This is a genomic window from Mesorhizobium sp. DCY119 (assembly GCF_003590645.1).
Taxonomy (GTDB): Bacteria; Pseudomonadota; Alphaproteobacteria; order Rhizobiales; family Rhizobiaceae; genus Mesorhizobium_M.
This window is the reverse complement of sequence record NZ_CP031834.1, coordinates 2,484,573-2,501,041: the sequence shown is the minus strand read 5'-3', so window position 1 is coordinate 2,501,041 and position 16,469 is coordinate 2,484,573. Positions and strand designations below refer to the sequence as shown.

22 protein-coding genes are annotated in these 16,469 nt (G+C 60.6%); 16 read left to right on the top strand and 6 right to left on the bottom strand.

Annotated features, from left to right (window positions below):
* Nucleotides 1-3: 3 nt before the first annotated feature.
* Nucleotides 4-612, bottom strand: a complete 609-nt coding sequence (locus DZG07_RS12085) for a thermonuclease family protein (RefSeq protein WP_091912591.1) — start codon at nt 610-612, stop codon at nt 4-6.
* A gap of 86 nt (nt 613-698) precedes the next feature.
* On the opposite strand from DZG07_RS12085, the gene DZG07_RS12080 reads away from it, so the two are divergent.
* Nucleotides 699-2,228: a HAMP domain-containing sensor histidine kinase gene (locus DZG07_RS12080; RefSeq protein ID WP_091912589.1), complete on the top strand. Its 1,530-nt coding sequence runs from the start codon at nt 699-701 to the stop codon at nt 2,226-2,228.
* Between the two features lie 12 nt (nt 2,229-2,240).
* Here DZG07_RS12080 and DZG07_RS12075 read toward each other — a convergent pair whose 3' ends face one another.
* Entirely contained in the window at nt 2,241-3,230 is a 990-nt protein-coding gene (locus DZG07_RS12075; protein ID WP_119821661.1) for a nicotinate-nucleotide--dimethylbenzimidazole phosphoribosyltransferase, read from the bottom strand.
* Nucleotides 3,231-3,363: 133 nt separating this feature from the next.
* Between DZG07_RS12075 and DZG07_RS12070 the strand changes: the two genes are divergently transcribed.
* From DZG07_RS12070 to DZG07_RS12060, 3 genes are read left to right on the top strand one after another with little or no spacing between them, the layout of a single operon-like run.
* Nucleotides 3,364-3,597 (top strand): DUF1289 domain-containing protein, encoded by a 234-nt coding sequence (locus DZG07_RS12070; RefSeq protein WP_119817353.1) that lies wholly within the window; start codon nt 3,364-3,366, stop codon nt 3,595-3,597.
* Nucleotides 3,598-3,601: 4 nt separating this feature from the next.
* On the top strand, nt 3,602-4,306 hold the full coding sequence (locus tag DZG07_RS12065) for a TIGR02281 family clan AA aspartic protease (protein WP_119817350.1): 705 nt from the start codon (nt 3,602-3,604) through the stop codon (nt 4,304-4,306).
* A gap of 29 nt (nt 4,307-4,335) precedes the next feature.
* Nucleotides 4,336-4,689, top strand: a complete 354-nt coding sequence (locus DZG07_RS12060) for a VOC family protein (protein WP_091912583.1) — start codon at nt 4,336-4,338, stop codon at nt 4,687-4,689.
* A gap of 230 nt (nt 4,690-4,919) precedes the next feature.
* On the opposite strand, the gene DZG07_RS12055 is transcribed toward DZG07_RS12060, so the two are convergent.
* The 4 genes from DZG07_RS12055 to dusA all read right to left on the bottom strand — a co-directional run bounded on the left by DZG07_RS12055 (nt 4,920) and on the right by dusA (nt 7,371).
* Complete coding sequence (locus DZG07_RS12055) at nt 4,920-5,528, bottom strand: ATP-dependent Clp protease proteolytic subunit (RefSeq protein WP_091912581.1); 609 nt, start codon at nt 5,526-5,528, stop codon at nt 4,920-4,922.
* Nucleotides 5,529-5,549: 21 nt separating this feature from the next.
* Entirely contained in the window at nt 5,550-5,981 is a 432-nt protein-coding gene (locus tag DZG07_RS12050; RefSeq protein WP_119817347.1) for an SRPBCC domain-containing protein, read from the bottom strand.
* The gene (locus DZG07_RS12045; RefSeq protein WP_091912860.1) at nt 5,978-6,292 is read right to left on the bottom strand and encodes a metalloregulator ArsR/SmtB family transcription factor; all 315 of its coding nucleotides are present in this window, start codon (nt 6,290-6,292) and stop codon (nt 5,978-5,980) included. Before DZG07_RS12045 ends, DZG07_RS12050 begins: the two co-directional genes overlap by 4 nt.
* An 89-nt stretch (nt 6,293-6,381) precedes the next feature.
* A complete protein-coding gene (gene dusA, locus DZG07_RS12040; RefSeq protein WP_281004538.1) occupies nt 6,382-7,371 on the bottom strand; it encodes a tRNA dihydrouridine(20/20a) synthase DusA in 990 nt (329 codons plus the stop codon).
* 139 nt (nt 7,372-7,510) lie between these two features.
* Here dusA and DZG07_RS12035 point away from each other — a divergent pair, with 139 nt between their 5' ends.
* From DZG07_RS12035 to DZG07_RS11985, 12 genes are all read left to right on the top strand, one after another.
* Nucleotides 7,511-8,620: a site-specific integrase gene (locus DZG07_RS12035; RefSeq protein ID WP_119817341.1), complete on the top strand. Its 1,110-nt coding sequence runs from the start codon at nt 7,511-7,513 to the stop codon at nt 8,618-8,620.
* A 125-nt stretch (nt 8,621-8,745) separates the two neighbouring features.
* Complete coding sequence (locus tag DZG07_RS12030; protein WP_197716851.1) at nt 8,746-8,964, top strand: helix-turn-helix domain-containing protein; 219 nt, start codon at nt 8,746-8,748, stop codon at nt 8,962-8,964.
* Nucleotides 8,965-9,022: 58 nt separating this feature from the next.
* The gene (locus DZG07_RS12025; RefSeq protein ID WP_119817338.1) at nt 9,023-9,457 is read left to right on the top strand and encodes a hypothetical protein; all 435 of its coding nucleotides are present in this window, start codon (nt 9,023-9,025) and stop codon (nt 9,455-9,457) included.
* On the top strand, nt 9,444-10,283 hold the full coding sequence (locus DZG07_RS12020) for a hypothetical protein (protein WP_119817335.1): 840 nt from the start codon (nt 9,444-9,446) through the stop codon (nt 10,281-10,283). Before DZG07_RS12025 ends, DZG07_RS12020 begins: the two co-directional genes overlap by 14 nt.
* Nucleotides 10,280-10,918 carry a hypothetical protein gene (locus DZG07_RS12015; protein ID WP_119817332.1) on the top strand — a complete coding sequence of 213 codons (639 nt, stop codon included), beginning with the start codon at nt 10,280-10,282 and terminating at the stop codon, nt 10,916-10,918. The genes DZG07_RS12020 and DZG07_RS12015 overlap by 4 nt, the downstream gene beginning before the upstream one ends.
* A 620-nt stretch (nt 10,919-11,538) precedes the next feature.
* Nucleotides 11,539-11,958, top strand: coding sequence for a MerR family transcriptional regulator (locus DZG07_RS12010; protein ID WP_162931609.1), 420 nt, complete (start codon nt 11,539-11,541; stop codon nt 11,956-11,958).
* Nucleotides 11,955-13,160, top strand: coding sequence for a phage portal protein (locus DZG07_RS12005; protein WP_119817327.1), 1,206 nt, complete (start codon nt 11,955-11,957; stop codon nt 13,158-13,160). The genes DZG07_RS12010 and DZG07_RS12005 overlap by 4 nt, the downstream gene beginning before the upstream one ends.
* Nucleotides 13,157-13,498 carry a gene transfer agent family protein gene (locus tag DZG07_RS12000; protein ID WP_119817324.1) on the top strand — a complete coding sequence of 114 codons (342 nt, stop codon included), beginning with the start codon at nt 13,157-13,159 and terminating at the stop codon, nt 13,496-13,498. The genes DZG07_RS12005 and DZG07_RS12000 overlap by 4 nt, the downstream gene beginning before the upstream one ends.
* On the top strand, nt 13,495-13,692 hold the full coding sequence (locus DZG07_RS23855; protein ID WP_162931608.1) for a hypothetical protein: 198 nt from the start codon (nt 13,495-13,497) through the stop codon (nt 13,690-13,692). Before DZG07_RS12000 ends, DZG07_RS23855 begins: the two co-directional genes overlap by 4 nt.
* A complete protein-coding gene (locus DZG07_RS11995) occupies nt 13,689-15,311 on the top strand; it encodes a phage major capsid protein (RefSeq protein WP_162931607.1) in 1,623 nt (540 codons plus the stop codon). Before DZG07_RS23855 ends, DZG07_RS11995 begins: the two co-directional genes overlap by 4 nt.
* Nucleotides 15,312-15,390: 79 nt before the next feature.
* The gene (locus DZG07_RS11990) at nt 15,391-15,774 is read left to right on the top strand and encodes a hypothetical protein (RefSeq protein ID WP_119817318.1); all 384 of its coding nucleotides are present in this window, start codon (nt 15,391-15,393) and stop codon (nt 15,772-15,774) included.
* A 2-nt stretch (nt 15,775-15,776) separates the two neighbouring features.
* Nucleotides 15,777-16,208: a phage tail tube protein gene (locus tag DZG07_RS11985; RefSeq protein WP_119817316.1), complete on the top strand. Its 432-nt coding sequence runs from the start codon at nt 15,777-15,779 to the stop codon at nt 16,206-16,208.
* Nucleotides 16,209-16,469 lie beyond the last annotated feature (261 nt).

The window sequence follows — 16,469 nt, the reverse complement described above, 5'->3', positions numbered from 1 at the left end:
GCGTCACGACAATCGAAGCATTTCCCGCAGCCAGTTGAGCATCGAACCGGCGCTGCCGTGATGCGGCTCGACCGGCATGCGATGCGTGTCGCGCCACTCACGCGGACGCTCGAATGTGCCGGCCCAGATGCCCAGGCCCTTCTGGCGCGCTGCCTGTTCAAGATCGTCATAGTCGCCATAGGCGACCGCCCAGCCCTGCTCCACCTGCGCGCGGTTCAAATCGACACCGCCGGCCGTGCAGACGCCAAGCAGCCGGTTGTAGCGGTCGCGCTCCCAGCCCGAACAGGAAACGGATTTGCCCGCCACAAGCCGCGCGAGCGCTTCGCGGGCGCGCCGGCCGCAGGGATAGTCGGCGCCGTCCTTCTGGCAGGTTTGAGTGTATTCTGGCGCGTCGATGCCGCGCAGGCGGATGCGCTCGGCGCCGAGCGTGATCGAATCGCCGTCGTTGACGATTGCCGCGCCGGTCGTCTGGCGGGTCTCGACCCGGTCGAGACGCGCGACAATGAGGACAATCAGCCCGAGAATCGCAAAGGCGACGCAATAGTCGAGAAACTTCCGGAATGGGCTGCGCGGCGGGGTGTAACGCCTTCTGCGCGACCAGTTCCGCGACATTCGAGTCATATGGCAAACAAACTCTTAATCATTCCAGCCTAGTCTGCGGGCTTGTAATCGTTTGCTCGCGTAAGTTGAAGACATTCATGCCGTTGCTGCGCTCTAACACAGCGGACAAATTCATTGTGGACCGCAGGAAACCGCACCGCAACAGCGATGTCGCGCGCGCGGTTCGCAAAACGCGTGATCGGCTTTCGCACCGGCCCGGCGCGCTTGCCTTCGACCGCGAACTGCTGAAACTTCACGCCAATGCGATGGTGGGTAGCGCAACCGCCATTCCGCTGCTGGTTCTGGCTATCACCGCCACCGGAATTTTCATCGGCATGCGCGGCGAAATCATGGTCTGGGCGCTGCTGACCATGATCTGCTACGCGGCGCTGGCGCTCTATGCGCACCGCGTCGAAAAGACCGACACGACCAAGCTCGAAACCGCGCAGACCAAACGAAACTTCCTGATCGGGCATTTCATCACCGGCCTCGGCTGGGCCTATTTCGCGGCGATCAACTGCAACGAATGCCAGGTCGACCAGTTTCCCATCGTCAAGGCCGTCGTGCTGCTGCTGGCGATGGCGGCCACCGCGCTGATCGCCTCGTCTCTGCGCGGCGCGCTGCTCACCACTTTTGCAGTGCCGGTTGCGGTCTATGCCACGTTCGGCGTTACCGAGCCGGACCCGGCCGATCTTGTCATGTTGGCGCTGCTGGCGCTTTCGCTGCCCTTCTTCGTCTATGTCGCCAGCCGCCTCAACCGCTCGTCGGTGATGCTGCTTTCCTTCCGCTCCGAAAAGGACGGGCTGATCGCCGAGCTGGAAACCGCCAAGTCCATGTCGGACGAGGCGCGCCGCCGTGCCGAGGAAGCCAATCTCGCCAAGTCGCGCTTCCTCGCCTCGATGAGCCACGAATTGCGCACGCCGCTGAACGCCATTCTCGGTTTTTCCGAAGTGATGTCGAACGAGGTTCTGGGGCCGATGCAGAACCAGACCTACCGCGATTATGCCCGCGACGTGCACGATTCCGGCCAGCATTTGCTCGACCTCATCAACGAAATCCTCGACCTGTCGCGCATCGAGGCCGGCCGCTACCAGCTCAACGAGGAGCCGGTTCGGCTTCTCTACATTGTCGAGGAATGCTGCCACCTGATGGAGCTGAAGGCCTATAACAAAAACCTGAAGGTGATCCAGGAGTTCGAGCCGGAGCTGCCGCGCCTGTTTGCCGACGAACGCGCCGTGCGTCAGATCACGCTGAACCTTCTGTCCAATGCGATCAAGTTCACCTCGTCCGGCGGCGAAATCCGCGTGCGCGTCGGCTGGACGGCGGGTGGCGGGCAATACATTTCGGTGAAGGACAACGGCCCCGGCATTCCGGCGGAGGAAATCCCGGTGGTGCTTTCGGCCTTCGGCCAGGGTTCGATCGCCATCAAGAGCGCCGAACAGGGAACCGGGCTCGGCCTGCCCATCGTCCAGGGCTTGCTGGAGATGCATGGCGGCGAGTTCCAGCTTCACTCCAAGCTGCGCGTCGGCACGGAAGCCATCGCCATCTTCCCGGCGTCGCGGGTCATGGAGGTCTTGCCGGCGCTGCCGACCAAGGCGGCTGTGGCAGTGGGCGGCCGTCGGCGATAGGCCCGCTTCAGATTACCTTAGAGCCGCGGCCATGCCGGTGCTGCACAGCGCTGCGGCCTTGACCATTCCGGCGGCGAGCGCGCCGCCCGCCCCTTCGGCATGGCTGATGCCGAGATTGAGCAAGGGCCGCATTCCGAGCTTTTCGACAACCTTCGCGTGGCCCGGTTCGGGCGAAAGCTGCGCGATCACGCAGTGATCCAAGGCGCCCGGCTGAATTGCGTAAAGCACCGAGGCTGCGGCCGTCGCGGCAAACCCGTCCAGGATCACCGGAATGCGCTCCATGCGCGCGGCGATGATGGCGCCGGCAATGGCGGCGAATTCGCGCCCGCCGACGCGGCGCAGCACCTCGAACGGGTCTTTCAGGTGGCCGGCATGCACGGCAAGTGCAGCGTCAACCACCGCCGCCTTGCGGGCAACCATGGCTGCATCGGCACCCGAACCCGGCCCGACCCAATCCGCGCCCGGTCCGCCGTAGAGAGCTGCGAGAATCGCCGCGGCAACGGTCGAGTTGCCGACGCCGAGATCGCCGATGGTGAGAAGGTCCGTGCCGGCGATCGCTTCCATGCCGAAGGCCATCGTGGCCGCGCAGCCGCGTTCGTCCAGCGCTGCTTCCCGGGACATATCGGCGGTCGGCAGATGCAGCGCGAGGTCGAAGACCTTCAGGCCGATATCGTATGCCAGGCAGATCTGGTTGATCGCCGCCCCGCCGGCGGCGGTGAGTTCGACCGCCCGCGCCGTCGCTTCCATCGTGCGCGGCGAGATGTCCTGGCTGACGACGCCGTGGTTGCCGGCAAAGATCGCGACCAGCGGACGGTTCACGGCGGGCGGGCGTCCGGTCCATGTCGCCAGCCACACCGCAAGCTCTTCCAATCGCCCGAGCGACCCCCTCGGCTTGTCGGCGCGGTCGAACTGTTCGCGCACGCGTTCGCCGGCTGCCGCGTTGCCGGCCGGCAGTTTCGTCAGCAATGTACGGAAATCGTCAAAGGGAAGCGCGCTGGTCATGTCGTAAATGTCCGCTAAAATCGTCGTCGGCTGCGGCATAGCCGCGATGGCCGCGTGGCACAATGGGCCAAGGGCCTGGGGCTTGCATTGGCGGCCTCTCTGGCCCATCTGGAAAGGACAACGGGAATCCGAAATGGCGGCGATCGAATCACCGTGCATCCTTGTCTGCTCGATGGACATGAAGACCGGCTATTGCTTCGGTTGTGGACGCACGCGCGACGAAATCTCCGCCTGGCTCGACATGACGCCGATGCAGCGCCGCGAAGTGATGACGCTTCTGCCGGCACGGCTGGAAACGGTCGAGCGGCGGCCCCGCCGCGAAACGCGGCGCACGCGCATGGCCCGCGAACGCGGCCAGGTGATTTGACTGCATGAGCCGTTCGATCTGGATCATTCTTGGGGTTATGGCGGTCGGGCTGGTCCTGCTCGTGCTGAACGACATGAACGGCGATGTTTCCGGCCTGTCTAGCGACACATTCGGCCGCGTGCTCTATCTCGGCATTTTCGGCGCGGTGGTTGGTGCCGGCATTCTCAGTTCGCGGCACCGTCTGGGTGACGTCGCCCGCAATCTGGCGCTATGGCTGCTGGTGATTCTCGTGTTCATCGCCGGCTACCAATATCGCTACGAATTGCAGGATATCGCCAGCCGCGTCACCGCCGGCCTGGTGCCGGGCAGCCCGCTTTCGATCACTGATTCCGACGGCCGCACGACCGTGACCCTGGAAAAGATGCCGAACGGCCATTTTGAAGCCCGGATCGGGGTCGACGGCGCGGCCATGCAGGTCCTGGTCGATACGGGCGCGACAAGCACCGTGCTGACGGCCAATGACGCCCGCCGCGCCGGCTTCGATCCTGAGACGCTCGCCTATACGATCCCGGTTGCCACCGCCAACGGCAACGCCACGGCGGCAAGGGTGACGGCCAAGGAATTGACGCTTGGCGCAATCACGCGGCGCAATGTGACGCTGCTGGTCGCCGCCCCCGGCATGCTCGACCAGAGCCTGCTCGGCATGAATTTCATCGGCACCCTGTCGGGCTTCGACATGCGCGGCGACCGCATGATCCTGCGGGATTGACGCCGAAAATTTCAATCGGGAGGATTGGAATGAAGGTCAAACGCATCGTCGCCAATATCGGCACGCCGGATGTCGCCGCAGCCAAACGCTTCTATCACGACATTCTCGGCCTCGACCTGCTGATGGGTATCGGCTGGATCGCAACCTACGGCTCACAGGAAGAAATGCGCGTCCAGATCAGCTTTGCCACTGAGGGTGGCTCGGGAACGCCGGTGCCGGACCTTTCGATCGAGGTGGACGATTTGGATGAGGCGCTTGAGCGGGTGCGGAAAGCCGGCATTGCGGTGGAATATGGCCCGGCCGACGAGCCCTGGGGCGTGAGGCGCTTTTACGTGCGCGATCCGTTTGGGAAACTGGTGAATATATTGGCGCATGCGGCTTGATTGAAGCCGCGTCTCGCGCGAATTCCCCTCTCCGTCTCGGCTTCGCCGAGCCACCTCTCCCCATTTTCATGGGGCGAGGAACCCAAGTCCTGAAATGTCTCGGCTTCCCAGAACCTGAGTTCCTCGCCCCATGAAATGAGGGTCCGAAGGACGGGCGAGACCCGTGGCTCGCCCCGGAATGGTGGCGCGCGAAGCGCGACGGAGAGGGGTAACTGCCGGTCTTGAGGCTATCAGGCCGCAGTCAGTTCCCGCCGCTCATAAATATGATCGACAATGCCCCAGTCGCGGGCTTCCTCGGCTGTCATGAAATAGTCGCGGTCCAGCGTGCGCTCGACCTCCTCCATCGTGCGCCCGCAATGCTTGGCGTAGAGCGCGTACATGCGCTTCTTGACCTTGATAATATCCTCGGCGTGGCGCTGGATGTCTGATGCCTGGCCCTGAAACCCGCCGGACGGCTGGTGCAGGATGATGCTGGCATTGGGCAGCGCGATACGCATTCCCGGCGCGCCGGCCATCAGGAGAAAAGACCCCATCGATCCCGCCGTGCCCATGCAGACGGTGGAAACCGGGCTATTGATGTATTGCATCGTGTCGTAGATGGCGAAGCCGCTGGAAACCACGCCGCCCGGCGAATTGATGTAAAGCGCGATCTCCTTCTTGGGGTTGTCCGATTCCAGCGACAGAAGCTGCGCGCAAACCAGCGCCGAGACGTTGTCGTCGATCGGCCCGTTGATGAAGATGATGCGCTCGCGCAGCAGCCGCGAAAAAATGTCGAAGGCGCGCTCGCCCCGGCTCGACTGCTCGATGACCATCGGCACGAGATTGGAAATTCCGCTCATGGTCGTTCTCCTGTGAGGGTATCAGGCCGCCAGCAGCATTCTGGTGGGCCGGTTCGAATTGGCTGCAGCGATGGTCTGTGGTCGCACTGCAGGGAGCGCCACGACGCGCGCTTCATGGGCAATGCGCAGATGCGTGCCGCCAGCCTCGGTTCGCGTGAGATCGAAGCTGACCGTGCTCGCCAGCCCCTCGCGCTCTGCCTCGCCGTCGCGCCAGGAATAGCGGATATGCCGGTGCGGCTCGATGTCGAGCACTTCGCACGAAACCTTGCCGCCCTCGCCCGGACCGCCTTCGAAGGAAAAGCGCGCGCCTTCCTCCGGGCGGATATCGTTCGGCAGAAGCCATGCGGAAAGCAGTTCCGGCACGGTCAACGCGCGCCAGACCTTTTCCGGTGCTTCGGCCAAGGTGCATTCCACGACAATTTCTTCATGGTCCTGCGCACGGTCTTTGCTCATTGGTCCATTCCCTTCAGCACGTCCTTCAGCCGTTCGACGCGATCCGGCCAGAAATTGCGATAGCGCTCGACCCAGCCGGCAAGCGGCGACAGACCCTCCGGCTCGACGCGATAGAACACGTTGCGCCCTTCCCGCCGCTCGGTCACCAGCCCGGCCTTGCGCAGCGCCGCCAGATGCTGGGAAACCGCCGGCTGCGAAATTTCAAAGCCCGCCTTGAGGTCGCCAACGCTCATCTCGCCGCCCGCCAGCCGTTCAAAGACGGCGCGGCGGGTGGGATCGGCAAGGGCGCGAAAGATTTCCGACTCGATCATGCCAAACATATAAGTAGATACTTATTGTATTGGCAAGCAGAATTCCTGTCGGTGTTGGCCGATAAAAATACGGACGAGTTGGGACTGGATCAGGCTGCCTGGCTGGCGCGCTCGAAATCGATCTCGGCAAAGGCCTGGCGTAGCACATCCGGCCCGGCACCCGGACGCGTGGCGTCGGTGGAAAGGATCTGGCGGAAGCGCCGCGCGCCGGGCATGCCGTGGAACAGCCCGACCATATGGCGCGTGACATGGCCGAGCCGACCGCCCTCAGCGATGTGACGGCCGGCATAGTCGGCCATCGTCTCGATCAGCGTAGAGAAATCGAAATCGCGCGCGGCATCGCCATAGAGAGCCGCATCGGCATCGATGAGGACGCCGGGCGTGTGATAGGCGGCGCGGCCAAGCATAACGCCATCGACATGCTCGAGATGCCTTCGGCTTTCATCCAGCGTCTGAATACCGCCGTTGATGCCGATGAATCGATTCGGATTTTTGGCCTTGAGCCGATAGACGCGATCATAGTCGAGCGGCGGGATATCGCGGTTTTCCTTGGGGCTGAGCCCTTCCAGCCACGCCTTGCGCGCATGCACCCACAGCGCGTCTGCACCGGCGGCAAAAACGCCATCGGCCAGCGCATCCAGCGCCGGTTCGGGGTCCTGCTCATCAACGCCGATGCGGCATTTGACCGTGACGGGTATCTTCACCGCCGCCTTCATAGCCGCCGTGCATTCGGCCACCAGCGCCGGCGTCTTCATCAGGCAGGCGCCGAAGGTGCCGGACTGCACGCGGTCGGACGGGCAGCCGACATTGAGGTTGATCTCATCATAGCCGAACCCCTCGCCGATGCGCGCAGCCTCAGCCAGCTTCGCCGGGTCGGAACCGCCAAGCTGCAGTGCAATTGGATGCTCCGGCAGCGAAAAACCAAGCAGCCGCTCGCGCGCACCATGAATGACGGCGTCGGCCACGACCATTTCGGTGTAGAGCAGCGCACGGCTGGTGAGCTGGCGATGGAAGAACCGGCAGTGCCTGTCCGTCCAGTCCATCATAGGTGCAACCGTTACTACGGGAAGCCCGGAAATCCGGGCTTTTTCGTATAAATTCAAATCGTTATGCTCGTTTTTGTCTGTCACGTTTTGTCAGTGTTTTTCAGCGTGTTGCACGGTTTTTCAGTATGGAGTACAACAATGTCGTACCAGCAGAGAGGCATGTTGTACCGATATGGGCACCATCACGGAACGCAAGCGCAAGGACGGCAAGCCCTCCTATATGGCGCAGATCGTTAAGAAGCAAAAGGGCGCGATCGTTTGGAGGGAGGCAAAGACCTTCACAAGCAAGCGCGAGGCCAAGGCGTGGGCGTCCTACCGCGAGGCCGAACTAGATAAGCCCGGCGTGCTCGATGATCTGAAGAAACCGTCCTCGACGCTGGCCGACGCTATCGACAGATACACCCTGGAGAAGCGTAGCATCGGCCGAACGAAGGAGCAGGTTCTGCGCAGTATCAAGGACTACACAATTGCAGGAATGGAATGCAGCGCCATCCGGTCAGCTGACATCGTCACCTTTGCTGATGAGCTGGCCAAGGGCGAGCGAAAGCCGCAAACCATCGGAAACTATATCTCGCACCTTGCCGCCATCTTCCGCGATGCAAAGCCCGCATGGGGAATCCCGCTGGATTATGCGGAAATGCAGGCAGCGCAGCGCGTGCTGTCGCGTCATGATAAGACCAGTAAATCGACCAAGCGAGACCGGCGCCCTTCCCTGCCCGAACTAGATCTGCTGTTAGAACATTTCATGGAGCGGCAAGTCCGCGCACCGCATTCCGCACCAATGGCAAAGATCGTGGTATTCGCCCTGTTCTCGTCGAGGCGCATGGAGGAGATCACCCGCATCACATGGGCCGACCTCGACGAGGAGCATTCGCGCATCCTTGTGAGAGATATGAAACACCCCGGCCAAAAATCTGGGAACGACGTTTATGTGGACCTGCCGCCCGAGGCCATGCGCGTCATCAAGACCATGTCGCGGACCAAGCCGGAAATCTTCCCCTATTCCGTCGACGCCATCGGTGCGGCCTTCACGCGGGCGTGCAAGGTTCTCGGGATAACGACAGATGAGATGCCTGACGAGCAACGGCTTCACTTCCACGATCTGCGGCATGAAGGCGTGTCGCGGCTATTCGAGCTCGGTAATTCTATCCCGCATGTTGCAGCCGTAAGCGGTCATCGGTCATGGGCCAGCTTGCAACGGTATACGCAGTTGCGGCAGCGCGGCGACAAATTCGAAGGATGGAAATGGCTGGATATCGTCGCGCCAAAAGAAAAAGAATGAAAAAGCCGGAACGGCCTTGACATGGCGCAACAAATCTTCCAGTGATATCGGTTATGCGCGCACGCAAATAGCGCCAAGATAATCCGACTGTCAACGTGTACCATATATACGGGAGACCCTGTCAAGTGTTTTTTTCAACAAAAGATGCCGCGGCCAAAATTGGCAAATCTGCATCATGGCTCAACAAGACCAGAATGAGCGGAACCGGCCCGGTTTATATGAAGCTCGGCGGATCGGTTCGCTATGCCCTCCCCGACCTCGAAGCGTGGCTGGCCGCCAATCGGCGTACGGCCGTCTACGACCACGCCAATGACAATAACCGCGCTGCGCGGGTGGCGTCCTAACAAAGACCAGCCATCAACTGGCAAGAACCATAACCAAATCTCCCCTGAAGGGTAGCAGATGACATATCAAAGCATTGAAGACGTTCCAGAGCGGGACGTCGAACGTTCTATGGACTATATGGGAGCGGTATCGAAACTAGCTCCGTCCCGCACAGCCATGCGCGTTGCCATGGATATAGCCGAGGAGAGCCTTCTCAAGGGCGAAAGCCGGCTGACACATAAGGAGTTAGAGCGCCGTACCGGCGTTTGCAGGAGAACACTGCAACGCGCGATCTTTCAATTGCGTAGCCATGGCTTGATTGACCGCACTGGCACGACTGACGAAGGCACGGCGGTTTATGTGTCGGTGTGGGAGCGCGGCGAGGAATATCGCCGATGGGGAAACGAATTCAATTCCGCGTGGGAAGGTGCGCGCAAGGCGCGTCAGTTGAAACATTTCACGGCGCCTTCATACCCGCTTCCTGCATCGGGGTTGGCGCATGGCGAAGCGTAAGGGTGCACTCCGGCCCTACGCTTGGGAGAAGATGGCATTCCTCGAGGACGCCAACGAAGACTCCAGTATCACCGATGCCACGTATCGCGTGTTGCAGAAAATAGTGGCCGCGTTCAATCGTAAGAATGGCTATTCCGAGTGTGCGCGCACGTTCATTGTTGACCGTGTGCCGATCAGCGTGAAAACCGTGCAGCGGGCCCGAAAGGCTCTTCTTGCCGACGGGCGTATCTCTATCGTCCGTGAACCGGCTGGCAGGGCATCCACACGATATGGTGTGAATTGGTGGTTTCGCGGTGCCGACACCGTTCGTTCAAGCAATTTCGGAAAGCCTATTTTGGATTGCAGAACGCATTCCGTAGAGGGGACATTCGTGTCCCACCAAAACGACAACAATGTCCCCTCTAGCAATCGTAGAGGGGACATGATGTCCCCCAAACCCTTTCTTCCCCTAAAGGGGAAAGAAAGGGCCATTAGCGACGCGGGCGCTTTGCCCTTGCGGGCAGCGCCGCGCGCTATGGCAATGCCCTACGTTGCGGTTGTGACAGAGGCCGTGGTTGAGGCTGGCACGCTTTGGCTTAGCATGGCAGCGACGGACGGCAGCGAACTTATGCTGGACTTCGTCGTTGACAACCCCAATGACGCGGTGCGTGAGATCGGACTCGGACGCCTGCGCGTCTTCTGCGCTGCGGCGGGTGTGCGGGAGGACGTAAAGGACGCAGACGAACTCGTAGGCGCGCGCGTCTCTATCTTTGACTATGGCACCGAAGCCGTGCGCGTCATGGCGGCGCCTGCCACGGACGCCCATACGCACGAGAAAGCAGCATGACCGCCTCCATCGGTCACAATGGCGGGCCGCCTTTGGAGGACGAGGCACTACCGCCGCCGCCTGGCGAGCCGTGGTTCGACCTAGCCGCTCTGCGCATGAACGGCAAGCCGCGCCGGCCGATGGAGCGGACAACCAGCCGCACCGCCCTGTGGGGCGTCACGTCGGTCGAGGTTCCGCTTCTCGGCAGGCGTATTAGGGGACACGCGGACGTCAAGAACAGCCTTGAAGGCGGCCCGCTTCGCCGCCAGCACGTCACGCCTTGGCGTCCCGTCCCGATCGCGCCGTATGTCATGGACACGACCGACTCGCTTCCGCGGACGTTGCCGGGCCGGCTGGATCATGTTGCTAACACGAATGAGACCAAACGCCTTCCATACGCGGAGGAGCACCGTGCAGGCAGGCTGACGGCACGCCATGCGGGGGTTATCGACAGGGGCTTGAAGGTTGCACCGACGAAGCCGCCAGCGATCGCTGTCTACCTGAACTCGGTGCTGCAGAAGGCACGCGGCGGGGCGGACATGAAAGACCTTGTTCCGGAGCATCTGGACATAGCCGTTAAACGCCGCGCCGAGGCTGGGCGGATAGTGCTGCGCAATCGCCAAGGAGACGTCCGAGGCGCTTCTGGCTATGTCTAAGAAGCCCCGCGGCGGTGCAAGAAAAGGTGCGGGAAGGAAGCCCGCCTCTGCAAACGACAACCACTTGATTGAAAACAAGAAAACCGCCTGAGTGCCACTAACGCGCACTCAACACGGCTACAGGTGAGAGGGTGCAAATCAGCATACCGCAATTGCGGTACCCTCAACTCCCCAATGGTTGAGGGGGGAGAAACTTTCAGCCTGACCGTCCCTTTCCTAGAATCCGTCACCCTATAAGGGTGAAGGCCCTCAAAAAATCTGCAGCGTGAATGTTTAAATTCCGCACTTAAGCTCACAGTATAGTGAAGGGGATGCGTCCCTTTTGCCCTTTCTATGGTTTGTATAGGTGAGAGCGGTAGTTTCTGCCTTTCCCATGGTTTGTATAAGTGAGGGGTTACGGTCGCGTAAGTTCCGTTTACGCATTCCCGCAACCCTATTTAGATAGGGACGCATCCTTCCCGACAGCTTCAAAGGCTCCGTTTTGGCGGGGCCTTTTCTTATCGCCTCGCCGTCCCCGGCAGGCTGATCCCGACCGCGGGCGCGTTTCTCCTCCGCTGCCCGCGGTCGTCGCGCTTTTTTTTAAAAATCAAAAAATGCCGAATGTTCGGCAGGAGGTTGCCATGCGTGAATGGCGGCGCAATCGCGCTTTCTCTACAGATGAGGCCGCCGACCTTTCCGGGCTTCATCCTTCAGCACTGCGAGACTGGGTTGCCACGTGCGGCACTCTTTTCGTCTCAGAGCGCCAACGTGGCCGGCGCTTTTACAGCGCCGAAGACATCCTCGTTCTTCGTGTTGCCAACGAGATGGTCAAGGGCGGTGCCGTGACGCTGCTCGCCCTGGCCGTGGCATGGGAGCACTGCGCAGGCGCCGTTTGGATAAATCGGGACAGTTGCCTTGCCGTGAAGCCGGGCAGCGTAGCCACGTCTTCCACGGTTCTATGCTCAGCAGACGCGCTCCCGGACTGGGACAGCATCCACATCATCCATCTCGGCCGTATCGCGGAAGCGACCTACGCGGCATGCGAGGCAGCATATAAATGAACATAAAGACTATGTGGCGGCGGTTGGCCAAAAGCCTATCTGCGCCCACGGATATCGAACGCCGAATTCTAGGTATACGCCAGGCTGCGGCAGGCATCACGGTCACGCCGCGCAACGCCATGGAATGCGCCCCAGTGCGGTGTGCGGTCCAGACCATCGCCGAGGCGACAGGGCAGCTTCCCGTCCATGTGTACAAGCGGACGGCGAAGGGCAAGGAGCGTGACGACAACCACCCGGCGCATGGCCTGCTTCACGATCAGGTCAATGATTGGACTTCGGCCGGCGACTTCCGCGAGCTCGTGACGCGTGACGCGCTGCTCACCGGCAACGGTTACGCGGCCATTCTCCGTGACGGTGACGACAAGCCGATTGAACTCCATCGGCTGGATCCTACCTGCGTCAAGGTAGAGATAGACAAGGCCACGCAGGAACCATCCTACGTCTACACCATCGACGGCCAGGAAACGGTTTATGCCTTCGGGGACATCCTGCATATCAAGGCGCCGTCGCTCGATGGCGTGACCGGCCTGTCTCCCATTGAGGCGGCCCGCGAGTCTATCGCCCTTGCCCTGGTCATGGAACGCCACGCCGGCACGCTCTTTAAGAATGGCGGCAGGCCCAGCGGCGTCATCTCTATGGCGGGCGACCTTGGCGACACTCCGGCCGAGACGTTCACCAAGAGCTGGGCTGATACGTACGGTGGCGACGGGAACGGCGGCATAGCCATTCTTGAAAATGGCGCAACCTATTCCGCCATTACGATGACGTCGACCGATGCGCAGTTTGTCGAACTTCGCCGATTCACCATCGAGGAAATCGGCCGCGTGTTCCGCGTGCCTCCGATCTTCCTGAATGATTATGGCCGGGCGACTTGGTCGAACAATGAGGCGCAAGGCTCACAGCTTTTGACCTTCTGCCTGATGCCCTGGTTGAAGCGTTGGGAAGGTGAAATTCGCCTGAAGCTCTTCAGCGAGAAGGAGCGCGACAAGATCCTTGCCGAGTTCCTGATTGACGACCTGCTTCGAGCCGAAACCGCCAAGAGGTTCGAGGCGTATACCAAGGCCATTGCGGCACGTGTTCTCAATCCGAACGAGTGCCGAGCGATGGAAAACCGTCCGCCATACGATGGCGGCGATGAGTACGCCAACCCCAACACCCTAGCACAAACACCGGCCAGCGAGCCGGAACGGGAGGCTGCATGAAACGCTTCTTCGGCGATGCCGAGTACAACTTCGAACTGACTTTCAACCTTGCTCATAGCTTTGAGCGCGACAATCGAAAGAGCCTTTTCGCCACGATGAACGGATTGATTGCCGGCGACTGGCGCGTTTCCGACGTGGCCGAAATTGTCCGGCTCGGTCTGGTCGGTGGCGGCACGGACGAGATTCGCTCCCATGAGCTTGTCGAAACGTATGTTCGAAACCGACCTGTTGCCCCGTCGGCAAATCTTGCCCTTGAAATCCTTGAGGCGGCTTTCTTCGAAATCGAAGATCCGGCCAAGGCGGAAGCCGATCGGGTCTTCGGGAAGGATGCCGCATGAGCGACGCTGCAGAAGTCGACGTGACGCTAGAGGCGGCTCGCGGCATCCTTCGTGAGCCGCATGGGTTTAGGCCTAAGCTGGTGAAATCGGCTGCCGTGTTGCTGGCCGATTTCGACCGCGTGGCATGCGGCCAGACCGAGCTAGACGCTTTCTGCGCCAACTATCGCGAAGCGAAGAAACGGCGCCTCATTTGAAACACCGCATCACCAAGGGCGCTCTGTCCGTCACGGACGAAGGCGTCATTACCGGCCTTGCTTGGCTGTTCGATGAACCCGACCGATACGGCGATACCATCGAAAAAGGCGCGCTGTCCTTCCCAGACACGCTGCCCATTCTGTGGAGCCACAAGGACGAAAACGCCATCGGCGTTTGGGAGTCCATCAAGGAAACTGCCCGCGGCATTGAGGTTCGCGGGCGGCTGCTACTGGAAGAGGTTCCGCTTGCGAAACAGGTTTTCGCGCTCATCAAGAGCGGCGGCGTCAAATCTCTTTCCGTAGGATTCTGGCCACTTAAGTCAGACAAGAACGCAACCGGCGGCCAGCATATTAGCGACGGCGACTTGGTTGAAATCTCCATCGTGTCAGCCCCGGCCCACCCCGGCGCGACAATCACCTCCATCAAATCCGCCGCTGGCGGGAAGGACACTAAACGCATGGCAAAAGCCGCACTGAAGACCAAGGCCGAAGACGATCAGATCGACGACGCTGCGAATGACAATAACGAAGTCACGCTTGAAGATCGTGTTGCCGCGCTCGAGACCGACGTCGCAGAAATCAAAGATACGATTAACGGCACGTCCGACACCGTTGAAGAAATGAGTAAATCCCTGAAGACCATCGTCGCCAAGTCCGGTCGCCCCGGCGTTGTCCGCGCACCGGCAGAGAAGCCGGAAGACATGCAGAAGAAGGCATTCGGCGCCTATCTCCGGAAGGGCGAACATGCCCCGGAAACCAAAAGCCTCATTCGCAGCAATGATGCGAAGGGCGGATATCTTGCCCCGCCAGAATTCGCGAAGGAGCTTATTCGAGAAATCGTTGAATACAGCCCGATCCGCGAAAATGCGCATGTCGGCTCGACTGGCAATGCTTCCGTTGTGATTCCTGGCCGCGTTGGACGAACCAACGCAAAATGGAAGGGCGAGACCGAGACGCAGGAAGAGTCGACTTTCGACTTCGAAGAGCAGGAAATCGCAATCCATGAAGTCAACACTTACGTGGACGTTTCTTGGCAGCTTCTGGAAGATGCCGAGATCGACGTTGAGGCTGAAATCCGCACAGCCTTTGCCGAGGACATTGGCGGCAAGGAAACGCAGGCCTTCTTGTTCGGCACTGGCGTAAAGCAGCCTTCCGGCTTCATGGTCGATCCACGTGTTGCGGAGTTCGCTTCCGGTGCCGCTTCGACGGTCGACAGCGATGCCTTGATTGCGTTCCTCTACAGCATGCCAGCCGTCTACCGTAAGGAAGGCTCGTGGCTTATGAACGGCGATACGCTCGGCAAGCTGCGTACCCTGAAGGACGACAACGGCGTTTACATTTGGCGCCCGGGTCTTGCCGAAGGCCAGCCCGAGACCATTCTCGGTCGCCCGGTTGTTGAAGCCATCGACATGCCGGATGTTGAGGCCGGTGCTTTCCCGATTGTCTTCGGTGATCTGAAGCAGGCCTATCGGATTTATGATCGCATCGACATTGAGGTGTTGGCCAATCAGTATCTTCTGGCGACCAATTCGCAGACGCGCTTCCACCTGCGCAAGCGTCTCGGTGGTGGTGTGGTTCGTCCGCTCGCCATCAAGAAGTTGAAGATCGGCGTGAGCTAACCAAAGGCAAAATTTTGCCTTTGGTCTGGGGCTGTCCATCGGGCAGCCCTTTTCAATTCCCCAAACATAAGGATCAGCCATGCGCGATCTCTCTAATAACATCGGCGCAAAGCTCGCCGTTGCCCCTGCCGTTCTGACGGCAACCACGAACGGCCTTGCCATCGACGTCAAAGACTTCGGTTCGTGCGCCTTCGTCATCAATACCGGTGCCATCGCCGGAGCCGGCCTCTTTACCGCCAAGCTTCAGGAATCTGACACCGGCTCGTCTGCCTGGACTGACGTTGCACCGGAGCAGATTACCGGAGCGCTCCCGGCGGCACTTGAAGCCTCGAGCTCTGCCAAGGCGGGCTACATTGGCTACAAGCGATATGTGCGCCTTGTGCTGACGCTCGTGTCCGGCACGTCCATTGCAGCCGGCGCGGTCGCCATTCTCGACCATGCGGCCAAGCGTCCGGTGGCCTAACCATGGCTCAGCAAAAAGGGCGCACGCTCCTAATTCAGATTGGCGACGGTGCCACGCCTGGCCCAGAGGTTTTCTCGAACCTTTGCGGCATCAAGACCCGTAGCTACAATTTGTCGACGACTTCGGTTGATACGACCATCCCGAATTGCGTTGATCCAGGTGGCCCTGTCCAGCGGACCAGCGAACCAGGCATTTCCAGCCGCGCTTTCTCCGGTAGCGGCGCGTTCGTGTCCAGCGCAGTGTCGACGGCCTTTATCGAGCATGTGAACAACAGCGAAGTGTTCAACGCCAAGGTCATTGTGCCAGGCGTTGGAACCTACACTGGCGCGTGGTTTGTCACGGACTTTGAGTTTACCGGCGAGACGGAAGGCAACATGGAATTCAGCGCTTCATTCGAAGCCGCTGGCGTTCTGACCTTCGTCGCCGAAAGTTAAGGCGGTGAATAGTGAGGGCGCCTCACCATCAACGATGGTGACAACGGGCTGCGTCCAATAGCGAGTAGCAACCTCCCTGCCGCCAGGTATCTCCAAGGGTCAAGGTTGCAACAGTCCAGCGCACCAGTCGGCTTATTCCTTTCTCCGAAACAAGGGCGCGTTTGTGGGTGGCATGCGTGATGCTGCCACCCACTTTCATTCCGAGGAATTCATGACACTTCCACCACCGCGCGTATGCCCGTGCGGCACCGAGGTAGTTCC